Origin of the sequence: Exiguobacterium sp. OS-77, assembly GCF_000414195.2 — a bacterium.
Classification (GTDB): Bacteria; Bacillota; Bacilli; order Exiguobacteriales; family Exiguobacteriaceae; genus Exiguobacterium_A; species Exiguobacterium_A indicum.
Map to the genome: position 1 here is coordinate 822,126 of NZ_DF239008.1, position 12,300 is coordinate 834,425.

The following is a 12,300-nucleotide window of genomic DNA, read 5'->3' on the forward strand; positions in this document are numbered from 1 at the left end:
GAAAAGACCCGATTCTTCTGATTAACACAGACGAATCGGGTCTTGTTCATATTAAGAGACAGTGTCACGTGCCATTTCTGCGGCGTGGCTACCGGCGCAATGACCCGTCACGAACGCGGCTGTAATGTTGTATCCACCCGTATAGCCGTGAATATCAAGAATTTCACCAGCGAAGAATAATCGTTCGGCTTTTTTTGACATCATTGTTTTTGGATCAATCTCTTTGATCGAGACGCCGCCACCCGTGACGAAGGCTTTATCGAAATCGAGCGTTCCCGTTGCTCTGAGTGGGAATCGTTTCAATTGTTGGAGGAAGTCCGTCCAGTCTTGTTTCTTCACTTGTGTACAGACTTCATCGCCAAAGCCGATTTGAGCAAATAGGAGTTCAAGCAACCGTTCTGGTACGAAACCACGAAGAGCATTGCGGACTGTTTTCTTCGGATTTGCGGCAAGCGCAGCTTGGAAACGTTCCGTTAAGGCACCGAGGGATTCGTCCGGGAAGAGATCAATCGATAGATGAACAATCGTTTCTTTCGAACGTTTGCGTTCTTTGATCGTATATTGGCTACACCGTAAAGCAATCGGACCACTTAAACCGAAGTGTGTGAACAGTAGATCACCTGTATGTGTTTTGATCGCCTTATCTTTTTTACCGTGGACCGTTAGAGCGACGTCACGCAGCGACAGCCCTTGTAATGTTTTTTCGTGAATGAACGTATCACCTAACAGAATCGGAACTTCCGTTGGGAAGAGTTCCGTGATCGTGTGACCCGCTTTTTCAGCCCACGGATAGCCGTCACCCGTTGAACCGGTATGCGGAACAGATTGACCACCGACCGCGACGATACAACTTTTCGCTTCAAGACGCATGCCATTCTCTAATATGACAGCTGCAAAAGCACCGTCTGGATGGAAATCGAGCGTAGCGACTTGCGCATCCGTTTGAATCTCGGCACCATGCGCGCGGATTTGATCAATCAATACACGAACGACATCCGCTGCCTTATCTGAGACAGGGAACATCCGACCGTTGTCCTCTTCTTTAAGTGCGACGCCAAATCCTTCGAAGAGTTCGATGATCGATTCATTGTTGAATTGAGAGAAGGCGCTATATAAGAAACGTCCGTTTCCCGGAATCGACTGGACGAGCTCGTCGAGTGGTTTTCGATTCGTGACGTTACAGCGTCCGCCGCCAGAGATTGCGAGCTTCCGTCCTAATTTATTCCCTTTATCGAGCAGGAGTGTTCGAGCTCCAGCTTGTAAGGAGGCGAGCGTTGCCATCAAGCCGCTCGGTCCGCCCCCGATTACGATTACATCGTACATATGGTCACCTCATTCATAGAATTCTGCTTGTTTCACTTTAGCAGAAGTTGCGACTGTAAACAAACCGTCTCTTTCAATTCCAGAAAGACAGCGGTATAATGATTTGCAATTGTGTACGAGAGAACTTGTATAATGAGACAGTCATGATTAGAGTGTCGAGTTTAAAAATTAGAAAGCGTGAGGGATGTTACCATGTCCACAGTCAACAATAAACAGTCCACTTCTCCCGGTAATGCGGGATTCGTTCGTGGGACGATGCTCCTATCCGGTGCGTCACTGATTTCCCGCGCACTAGGTTTGATCTACCTCTTTCCATTCCAGTTCATGGTCGGTGCTACAGGTATTATGTTTTATACGTATGCCTATAACTATTATGCGATCATGATCGGACTCGCGACAGCAGGGATTCCTGTCGCCGTCTCGAAATTCGTCGCCAAATACAATGCATTAGGAGAGTATGATACGAGTGAAAGATTATATCGGTCTGGTCTGAAAATCATGTCCTTGACCGGGATTGTTTCCTTCCTTGCTTTATTCTTTCTCGCACCGTATTTAGCACACCGGGCCATTCCAGGTGGTGACGTTGATTCAGCAGCATACGTTGATGCTGTCACGATGACGATTCGTGGCGTGAGTTTCGCTTTACTCTTGATTCCACCGATGAGTATGACCCGAGGTTATTTCCAAGGGTATCAATCGATGGGACCGACCGCGATTTCGCAAATCTTGGAACAAATCGTCCGGATCATCTTCTTGCTTGCAGGAGTCAGCATCGCGATTTATTTGTTTGATTCAGGTGCAGCATTTGCCGCAACGATTGCAACATTCAGCGCTTTCATTGGCGCAATTGGTAGTGTTGCGGTTCTGATCTATTATTTCCGCAAACGTGCGAGTGGCTTACAGGAACTTCGTGCTACTCAAACCGTCCGTTCGCCGGATCGCCCGTTAACGGATTTGTATAAGGAATTATTGACGTATGCGATTCCAATCGTCATGGTCGGTCTTTCGACACCCCTTTATCAAGTCATCGACCAGAATACGATGAATGCCGCCTTACAAAGTATCGGTTACACGCTCGAAGCGGCCGGAAACGCGACTGCCTATCTGATTGCGGATAGTCATAAGATCGTCTTGATTCCGGTGTCGGTCGCAACAGGATTGTCGTTATCTGCAACTCCACTGTTAACAGCGTCCTTCACGCAAGGAGATATGCGGAAAGTACGGGCTCAAATCTCACAGATTTATCAACTTGTTTTCTTTGTGACGATTCCGGCAGTCGTCGGGATGATTCTCCTCAGTGAAGAAACGTTCCATGTGTTATTCCCAAAAGATCAAGCGGCGTGGGTCTATCTGTTAAGTTATGCGCCGAGTGCGTTGTTCCTTGCCTTGTATTCGGTCACAGCGGCAGTCCTTCAAGGGATTAACCGTCAGTACTTCACGATCATTGCAACTCTTGCAGGATTACTTGCGAAGTATCTCTTGAATGCACCGTTGATTCATTTGACAGGTGATGGAACAGGTGCTGGATATGCGACGATCATCGGCTATCTCGTTGCGACGGGATTAATGTTCCTCCGGATCACACAAACGGTGAAGTTCCCATTCAGTACCGTCTTGCGCCGGACATCATTGATTTTAATCATTAGTGCATTGATGGGAGCAGGTGTTGCACTCGTGAAGTGGGGAATGGTGTCCTTCTTACCAGAGACGACATGGGCATCTCTGTTGATCCTGATCATTGGTGCGGCAGTTGGAATCGTGATTTTCGCTGGACTTTCGATTTGGAGTGGATTAGCAGAAGTCGTATTAGGACGTAAAATTTCATTGAAACGAGGACGAGGTCATGCGTCTAGATAAACTATTATCCAACATGGGGGCAGGCTCCCGAAAAGAAGTAAAACTTTTGCTCAAGGCAGGGGCAATTCAAGTCGATGGTGAGATCGTTCGTGATCCGAAACAACATGTCGATGTCGAGTCACAACAGGTTCTGATGTACGGCGAACCGGTCACGTATCAAAAATACATCTACTTGATGATGAATAAACCACCGGGTGTCATTAGTGCGACGGAGGATAAACGAGATGAGACCGTCATCGATCTGTTGTTTGAAGACGTGACGTATTTCAAACCGTTTCCGGTCGGACGACTTGATAAGGATACAGAAGGCTTATTGTTACTGACAAACGATGGAGCGTTCAATCATGCCTTGATGTCTCCGAAAAAACACGTTGAAAAAACGTATTACGCGGAAGTGACAGGTGTATTGACGCAAGAAGACGTCGAGGCAATTGCGGCAGGCGTCACCTTAGAAGACGGTTATCAGGCAAAGCCAGGAAAACTCGTCATCTTATCAACGACAGAAACAGATTCAACGCTTGAATTGACGATCACGGAAGGGAAGTTCCATCAAGTCAAACGGATGATGCTTGCCCTTGGTAAAGAGGTCACATTCTTGAAACGGCGCTCGATTGGTCGTTTAGAGCTTGATTCGGCACTTGCACTCGGGGACTACCGTGAACTAACACAAGAGGAATTGTCGTTATTTGATTGGCAACCTGAATAAGCAAAGCAAAAAGGCGGTGGAATGAATGTACATTCCATCGCCTTTTATTGTGGGATTTAATTATTGATTACGTAGTGCTTCTGCGATCGGATAAGGACCGCTGAGTACTTCGAATACACGAGATTGTGTCGGATGATCAATCAAGTGAACGAACAGCGCTGCCACATCGTCACGAGACACCTTACGATCTTCGTATGAATCAAAATGCTCTTTCGTTTCAACAGTACCTGTTGGGTCATCGTAGCTGAGCGGACCAGGACGGACGATTGTATAGTCGAGTCCACTTTCTTTGAGGTGAGCGTCTGCTGCTGCTTTCGATTCAAGATACACTTTTAGTTCGCCTTTCGGTTCTTCCGTACCGACTGAACTGAGCATTAGGAAACGATCGATCCCGTTGGCTTTTGCTGCATCGATGACTTTGATCGCACCTTCCTGATCGACGGCGCGTGTCAATTCGTCCGATGCGCCACCAGCACCCGCTGCAAAGATGACGACGTCCGCGTTACTGATGACGCCACTGACATCCTTCGTCAAATCCCCAAGTCTGACTTCAGATGCGCCGAGTGCAATCAAATCGTTGATTTGATTTTCTTCCCGTACGACCGCGATCGCTTGGTGATCTCCTTGTTTAGCGATCAATTCGACCATCTTGCGTCCTGTCGTTCCGTTTGCTCCAATGATTAAAATATTCATTCTCATCATCTCCTTCTCCCAATAGCTATACCCCACGTTTTAAAAAAGATAACAAAAAAAGACGCGAAGAATCGCGTCATCGAAAGATATACATAGTGAAACAGTGGATCAACCCGCTTGCTTTTGTTTCTTACTCGACGTCCATGTACCGCGTCGAGGGCTCACAATGAGATTGTTGTATTCAAGCACGTTCAAATCCCGCTGGACGGTCCTTGAAGTGATGCCAAACTCTTCAACCAACTCTGCTGTCGTAGTAGCTCCGTTCTCTTGGATGTAGAGATAGATCGATTTAATCCGGGTCAACATACGGTCTGTAGAATCTTTCATTGGTATAACCACTCCCCCAATGGATAGAATAGTGTTCTAAAGCTTCGGGTGACAAAAGACAATGCAATATCCAGTTGTTTCGCCTTTAGTATAACGTTTTGATATTAAAATGCAAGTAATTTAACCGAACGTTTTCATAAAAAATATATTCAAATGGTTTGTAAAGTCGATAATTTAGGTTTTATTTTATATTAATGTTCGTCATTTCAATAAATAAAAAAGAAAACAGAATTTGGATGTTCGTATCTGAACGAATATTCGCTATACTAGGAAGGTGTATAGGAAACGAATCCAAAACCCGTAATGAAGGAGCGAAATCAGATGGTGAATTGGAAAGAGGAAGTACTCGCACGTCGCGAGGACTTATTAGAAGATTTAAAAGAATTATTACGGATTCCGAGTGTACTCGACGAATCCACGATCGAAGAGGGCGCGCCGTTTGGTCATGAAGTCAAACGTGCCCTCGATTGGATGCTCGCGACAGGGGAACGCGATGGGTTCACGACAAAAAATGTCGATGGGTATGCAGGACATTTGGAATATGGTCAAGGGGAAGAGTTACTCGGTATTCTTTGTCACTTAGACGTCGTACCAGCTGGTGGCGATCACTGGACATACGGTCCATTCAACCCGACGCTTGTAGATGGAAAACTGTATGCACGTGGAGCAATCGATGATAAAGGACCGACGATGGCAGCTTATTACGCTTTGAAAATCGTCAAAGAACTTGGCTTACCACTCTCGAAGCGCATCCGTCTGATTGCAGGAGGGGATGAGGAGAGTGAATGGCGTTGTGTCAATCATTACTTCAAACATGAAGAGATGCCCACACTTGGTTTTGCACCAGATGCCGACTTCCCGATCATCAATGCGGAAAAAGGACTCTATGATGGGTTATTGATTCAAGGGAAACCAGCGCAAGCATCTGATACAGGCTACCATCTCGTTCGTTTTGAAGGTGGCGAACGTCCGAACATGGTTCCAGGTCATGCCCAAGCGCTTCTTCGTGTCGTCGAAGTAGGAACGCTTGAGACGGATTTCCATGCTTATCTTGAAGAACAAGGTTTGACGGGAACAGTCAAGCAAGAAACGGAAGGTCTCATACTTGATGTCAATGGTGTCGCAGCCCATGCGATGGAGCCGGACAATGGTAAAAATGCTGCTTTACATTTGGCACGTTTCCTCAATACGCTTCACTTGGATTATAACGGTCGTCGTTACATTCAACTCGTGACGCATATGTTCCGGGATTCTCGCGGTGTAGCGATGGGTGTCGCTGCTTCAGACGAGACAGGTGACTTAACGATCAATGGCGGTGTATTCCGTTACGCCGAAGAGCAAGGAACGGCATCAATCAATATCCGTTACCCGTATACAGCAGACTTCACGGAACGTTTGCAAATCATCAAGGAAGCCGCGGCAGGATATGGTTTTGAATTGCAGACGCGGACGCACATGACACCGCACCATGTTGATCCAAACCATGAATTGATCAAGACGCTAAGTGCCGTTTATGAGCGCCATACGAACCAATCAGCTGATCTGATAGCAATTGGTGGCGGCACATATGCGCGTTCATTGACGGCGGGAGTTGCTTTTGGTCCAGTCTTCCCGGGTGGTCCTGAAGTTGCCCACCAAGTCGATGAATATGTTGATTTTGATGAACTATTGCTTGCTGTCGCAATCTATGCAGAAGCGATTTATGAGCTCGCAAAATAATGATTGATGATCCCCGCATCGTAAAGATGGGGGGATTGCTTCTTGAAAGGAAGTTCCGTGTGAAAAATCGTCAAACCTATCATTTCCAAGCCTTATATTTCTTTATTTTCTTTGGACAAGGAGCACTCATTCCGTATCTCGCGCTTTATTTCTCAAACGACGCGTTCGGACTGTCGGCTTCAGAGATTGGAACAATCGTTGCGATTGGACCGATTCTCTCCATTTTCCTACAACCTGTTTGGGGAATCGCGGCGGACCGACTCGGAAAACCGAAACGACTCTTGCTCGTCGCGATGCTTGCTGCCGGTATTTTTACACTCAGTTACTTATTGACGTCTGCTTATCTACTTTTATTATTGATTTCTTGCGTTTGGGCGTTGTTCCAGTGCGCGCATATTCCGCTCGTGGATACATTAGCGATCGAGTACACGCGAAAGCGTAAAGTGGATTACGGCGCTTTACGTCTTTTCGGCTCAGCAGGGTTCGCTTTAGCTGTTTTCATTCTTGGGCAAATCACTGAGGGTGGCGGACTAAATCTGATTTTTTATGCAACCGGTGCAGCATGGGTTCTCGGTTTCCTTGTGCTGATCGGTATTGAAGAGACGGGCAGCGTGCATGTTTCACATCAGCAACCCGTACCGTTAAAACAGCTCTTTTCGAATCGACGCTTCCTGTTGTTCCTAGCAGGGGGGAGTTTGATCTTCGGACCCATCTTCGCCAACAATTATTACTTTGGCAGCTACGTCACGATTCGTGGTGAGACGACGGCACTCGTCGGAACATTATTCTTTGTCGCCGTTCTGTGCGAAATTCCGTTCATGCGCATCGCCTCGCGTCTGTTATTACGATTCGGAGCGATTCCGGTTCTTGTATTTGTTTCCTTGTTGTCGGCTGCGCGGACGGCGATGATTGCTTTAGAACTTCCAATCGTCATGCTGTGGGTATTATCTGCGATGCAAGGAATGATCGTTGGTCTGTTGATCCCTGTCGCCTTAGATTATGTGCGATCTCTCGTTCCAGAGACGATGGTCGCAACAGCCGTCAGTACATATATGGCGACGACGACGGGACTCGCGACAGCGTTGTTTAATCTGATGAGTGGTTTTGTACTCGAGGAGAGTACAATCTATACCGTCTTTTGGGTATATACAAGTAGTAGTATCCTAGGCGCGATTCTGTATGGTATCAGTGGTCGTATGAAGGAGTGAGCGCGACGATGAGACAAGAACGACACTTTTTCATTGCTTTGCCGATCCCTTCTAAAGATTTGGCAAATCTTGCTGAACGGTTATCGCTACCTGAGTACTTTCGTAACGTCTATACGTTAGAAGAGTATCATCTAACACTTCGTTTTTTCGGTCCATTGGAGGAAAAAGAACAGCAGTCGTGGAAACAGCAGTTACAGCAGATCGCGCGTACGATGGAACCGTTCGTGCTACGATTCGATCGTTTGATCACGTTCGGTCGGGATGAACGACCACGCGTCGTAGGATTTGGAACGGAATCGGAAGAATTGTTTCAATTAGTGGAACAGATTGATCCGAATTCGACCAGACCATTCGTTCCGCATGTCACGATCGCGAAAAAGTGGCGCGCTGAGGCAGCCGAATGGAAGACGAGTCCGATCCGATCAATAGAGTGGACTGTTCGTGAACTCGTTCTATTTGAAGTACGACCAGAGGTTTCACCGCGATATGAGCCGGTTTATCGGATTCATCTAGGTGAAGAGGAATGAGGTGATCCCCATCGCAATTTTGATGAAACTATATGACTTAGATAGTCGATTTGAAAAAAATCCGCTAGAGATGACGAAACGATTTGTTGAACACCAGGCACTTGATTATACGAACGTTTATCGCAAATGGGAGACAGGAGAATTGTTTCCAGGGGAGACGCTTATCCGTCCGAAGAAGTGGTGGCAAGTGATGAAAAAAAGTGAAGTCATTCAACTTCCGGGTAAACAATTATCTCGAAGAGCGTTTGATAAATGGTACAAAAAACGTCTCGAGTTACAAAAACTCTTGAACGTCGCTGGCGGAGCAGGGGAGGAGGACATTTGGCGGATTCCATTAAAACGTCATTTAGACTTCTATCAGATGTTGCATCTACTAAATGAACAATATGCGATGTTTTATCGGGCGGTCATTCACTATCAAGTCGGAGAAGTCGAGTTGAGTCCATTTGTCGTCGGTCCGTCCGCGATCTATATCATGGAATGGCTCGATGGTGAAGAGAGTATTTATCATATTCGACGAGATAAGTTGTGGCGGGAACAACCGTTCAAAGCATCTGTGAAACAGATTTTGAACCCGAATATCAGTTTAAAACGAACGGAAGACATTTTGCATACGATTCTTGGACGAGATTACGATTTACCGATCGAACGGGTCATCTTAGCTCCAAGTGGTTATTTTGATAAGATTCCAAAAGAAACGACGACGACGTATGTCAATAAAGTGGATTTTCCTAAATGGTTGAATCGTATGAATGGGAATGCGACTCATACAAAAGCTGCTCAAATGCGTGTGTGTGAAAAAATCCTAAAGGAAACCGTATCGATTCCGTTTCAAATGGCGATCCAAAGTGAGGAACAGTCACGCATTCAAGAGTAAGGGAGGGAGCGACGGCATTGTCGTTGCGAAAGAGATGACAAACCAAGAAGTAGCGATACCAGTGATCCGGGCGGAGTTCTCATCGTTCCAAAGCATCCGAGTCGAGGTCGAAGGCAATCCGTCAATCCACTGGTCGCTTGAATGTGATGGACAATCACTTGCGATCCAGCAAGTCGAAACACACCGTGAGGAACAACTGGTGATTTATGAATTGACGGTTCTGGAACCGGTCGAGCTCGAATGCCGATATGAGGTGTTCGGAGCAGGGAGGTCGATTCGCGTCGTTCCTGACCGGTTAGTCCGGACGGAAGCGTTCGAGCGCAAGTACCGTTACGAAGGGAAGCTCGGTGTCTGGGAAGAAAAGGGTACATTTCACTTTGCTGTTTGGTCACCGGTCGCAGAACGGATCATGTGTGTCGTGTACGATCAAGATGAACGGTTGCTCGGAAAGTACGAAATGGAGCGACACGAGCAAGGTGCTTATCATCTTCAACTGGAACAAGATATCGCAGAGTGCTGGTATCGGTATGAAGTGACGACATACCTTGGCACACAAGAGGTCGTTGATCCGTACGCTAGTGCGATATCGGAGAATGGTCGATACGGTGTCATCGTTGACGTCGAACGGACGATGACCAAGTGGTTCCCGAAGCGTGTCACGCGTCCTCTGTTCGTCAAACCGTCAGACGCTGTCATCTACGAAGCGAATATCCGTGATTTCACGATCGATCACTCAGCTGGTTCAAGTTATCCGGGTCAATACACAGGGATGACGGAACGAGGAACGCGCTCTCCTCGAGGTCATGCGACGGGACTTGATTATCTCCTGGATCTCGGGATCACCCATCTGCAATTGCTACCAGTCCACTTTTTTGAGACGACCGATGAACGGACGCGGTCTCCATATAACTGGGGATACGACCCAATGCTTTGGTTCGGGCTAGCTGGGAGTTATGCGAGTTCGGTTGAACCACTCGTTCGCGTCAGAGAATACGCGGAAATGGTAGAGCGACTCCATGAAGCAGGCATTCGTGTCACATTCGATGTCGTCATGAATCACGTCTTCATTCGAGAACGCTCCTCTCTCGAACAGCTTGTCCCTGGTTATTATTTCCGCTACGAAGTAGACGGAACACTATCGAACGGAACAGGTGTCGGAAATGATACCGCATCTGAGCGATTCATGATGCGCCGTCTGATCGTTGACTGTTTGACGTACTTTGCTCGAGTCTACCGGATTGATGCCTTTCGATTTGATTTGATGGGGATTCATGATATTGAGACGATGAATGATGTTCGTGCGGCGCTCGATGCGATTGATCCAACGATTCTAGTGTATGGAGAAGGGTGGGATCTCGCGACAGCGTTACCGGAACGATTAAAGGCGATGAGTGCCTCCGCTGCGCAAATGCCGCGGATCGCCCATTTTAATGATGTGTTCCGTGACGCGTTAAAAGGATCGACGTTCAGTGAATTCGACCGAGGATTCGTTGCGGGAGATGGCTGGAAGGAAGGGGAAGTCCGAAACGGGATTGCGGGAAGTATCCACATCGACAATCAAACGTACGGACGTTTTCCGGAACCTACCTATTCCATCAATTATGTCGAAGCGCACGACAATCATACGTTATACGATAAATTAAAGTTATCTTGTCCAGAGGCAGATGAACAGCAATTATTGCGGATGAGTCGCTTAGCTCAGACGATTGCCTTGTTTGCGCAAGGGATTCCGTTTCTTCACGCAGGTCAAGAGTTCTTACGCACGAAACAAGGTGTTGAAAACAGCTATAACGCACCAGACGAGATCAATCGAATGGACTGGGAACGGCGGGATGATCATCTGTCCCTTGTCACATACATCAAGACGATTTTGCAGATTCGTAGAATGCATGGCGGATTCCGGTTGCACCGAGCGAATCAGATTCGCGAGTTGCTTCATTTCATCGACTTACGTCCCGGTGTCATTGCTTATGAACTTGGAGCGGTCCACTCGTATGATGCATGGCAACGCACGCTCATCGTTTACAATACGACGCGCGAAATCGTTGAAATCTCACTTGATCATTCACGCTGGAATGTGCATGTACAAGGGGATGAAGCCTCGGTCGACCCACTTCTGAAAGGTGTCGACAGGATTCAGGTCCTTCCGTTGTCAACGACGATCGCAACGTGTTAAGATAAGCATTGTGCCTTAGGCAAATCTACTAAAAAAGTTGAGCGGATTATAATGGAATTAGATATTTTAGATGCGCTTGGCGAAGGCTGGACCCTTACGCCAGCAGGTGGAATCACAGGAGAAGCGTACATCGCTTCAACCGGACAATCGAAGTTGTTTTTAAAACGAAATTCATCGCCGTTTTTGGCGATTTTATCCGCAGACGGAATCGTTCCGAAGTTATTATGGACGAAACGGATTTATAGTGGGGACGTCATCAGCGCCCAACAGTTCATTGAAGGCGACGAGTTAGAGCCCGAAATGATGGAACGTCCTGAAGTAGCACGTTTGCTTGGGAAAATCCATGATTCGAAGGAATTACTGTTCATGCTACAACAGCTTGACCAGCGCCCGATCGAACCTGATGAGTTATTGCGACAATGTCGTTTGTACTTTCAACCGGATGATTTAGAGGATCCGGAGCTCGTGGAACATGCGATGGTTTACCTCGAACAAAATCTGGAGCAGGTAAGAACGGATGAGCAGGTCGTTTGTCATTCAGATTTGAACCACAATAACTGGTTGACGGGAGCAGACGGTCAACTCTATCTGAACGATTGGGATGATGCGATTATTGCTGACCGTGCGTACGATCTTGGAATGATGTTATATAGTTATGTCGACGAAGCGGCTTGGCCAGAATGGTTCGAACATTATGGACATCCTTTGACGAGTGATCTGAAACAACGGATGCACTGGTATGTCGTAGCGCAAGCAGTATTGTCACTCTACTGGTATGAAGATACGCGTCATCCGGATGTCGACGACAGTTATCATTTTCTTGAACAGCTACTTGAATACTCAAACGACTAAAAAGCGTGTCATTCCGAAAGGGAACGACACGCTTT

11 protein-coding genes are annotated in these 12,300 nt (G+C 47.0%); 8 read left to right on the forward strand and 3 right to left on the reverse strand.

Features of this window, described 5'->3' with window-relative positions:
- Window positions 1–51 precede the first annotated feature (51 nt).
- Entirely contained in the window at window positions 52–1,323 is a 1,272-nt protein-coding gene (locus EXG77_RS03985) for an NAD(P)/FAD-dependent oxidoreductase (RefSeq protein WP_035396467.1), read from the reverse strand.
- Window positions 1,324–1,515: 192 nt separating this feature from the next.
- Here EXG77_RS03985 and EXG77_RS03990 point away from each other — a divergent pair, with 192 nt between their 5' ends.
- Complete coding sequence (locus tag EXG77_RS03990; protein WP_035396471.1) at window positions 1,516–3,180, forward strand: polysaccharide biosynthesis protein; 1,665 nt, start codon at window positions 1,516–1,518, stop codon at window positions 3,178–3,180.
- On the forward strand, window positions 3,167–3,886 hold the full coding sequence (locus EXG77_RS03995; protein ID WP_023469097.1) for a pseudouridine synthase: 720 nt from the start codon (window positions 3,167–3,169) through the stop codon (window positions 3,884–3,886). Before EXG77_RS03990 ends, EXG77_RS03995 begins: the two co-directional genes overlap by 14 nt.
- Before the next feature lie 60 nt (window positions 3,887–3,946).
- Here EXG77_RS03995 and EXG77_RS04000 read toward each other — a convergent pair whose 3' ends face one another.
- Both EXG77_RS04000 and EXG77_RS04005 read right to left on the reverse strand, forming a co-directional pair.
- Window positions 3,947–4,579: an SDR family oxidoreductase gene (locus EXG77_RS04000; RefSeq protein ID WP_023469096.1), complete on the reverse strand. Its 633-nt coding sequence runs from the start codon at window positions 4,577–4,579 to the stop codon at window positions 3,947–3,949.
- A gap of 108 nt (window positions 4,580–4,687) precedes the next feature.
- On the reverse strand, window positions 4,688–4,906 hold the full coding sequence (locus tag EXG77_RS04005) for a DeoR family transcriptional regulator (RefSeq protein ID WP_023469095.1): 219 nt from the start codon (window positions 4,904–4,906) through the stop codon (window positions 4,688–4,690).
- A 321-nt stretch (window positions 4,907–5,227) separates the two neighbouring features.
- Between EXG77_RS04005 and pepV the strand changes: the two genes are divergently transcribed.
- From pepV to EXG77_RS04035, 6 genes are all read left to right on the forward strand, one after another.
- Window positions 5,228–6,625: a dipeptidase PepV gene (gene pepV, locus EXG77_RS04010; protein ID WP_023469094.1), complete on the forward strand. Its 1,398-nt coding sequence runs from the start codon at window positions 5,228–5,230 to the stop codon at window positions 6,623–6,625.
- Window positions 6,626–6,684: 59 nt separating this feature from the next.
- Window positions 6,685–7,833, forward strand: coding sequence for an MFS transporter (locus EXG77_RS04015; protein ID WP_023469093.1), 1,149 nt, complete (start codon window positions 6,685–6,687; stop codon window positions 7,831–7,833).
- An 8-nt stretch (window positions 7,834–7,841) separates the two neighbouring features.
- The gene (thpR, locus tag EXG77_RS04020) at window positions 7,842–8,360 is read left to right on the forward strand and encodes an RNA 2',3'-cyclic phosphodiesterase (RefSeq protein ID WP_035396473.1); all 519 of its coding nucleotides are present in this window, start codon (window positions 7,842–7,844) and stop codon (window positions 8,358–8,360) included.
- A 70-nt stretch (window positions 8,361–8,430) separates the two neighbouring features.
- The gene (locus tag EXG77_RS04025; RefSeq protein ID WP_238987917.1) at window positions 8,431–9,237 is read left to right on the forward strand and encodes a hypothetical protein; all 807 of its coding nucleotides are present in this window, start codon (window positions 8,431–8,433) and stop codon (window positions 9,235–9,237) included.
- A gap of 34 nt (window positions 9,238–9,271) precedes the next feature.
- A complete protein-coding gene (pulA, locus tag EXG77_RS04030; RefSeq protein ID WP_035396475.1) occupies window positions 9,272–11,413 on the forward strand; it encodes a type I pullulanase in 2,142 nt (713 codons plus the stop codon).
- Window positions 11,414–11,464: 51 nt separating this feature from the next.
- On the forward strand, window positions 11,465–12,265 hold the full coding sequence (locus EXG77_RS04035) for a phosphotransferase family protein (RefSeq protein WP_023469090.1): 801 nt from the start codon (window positions 11,465–11,467) through the stop codon (window positions 12,263–12,265).
- The last annotated feature ends 35 nt before the right edge of the window (window positions 12,266–12,300 follow it).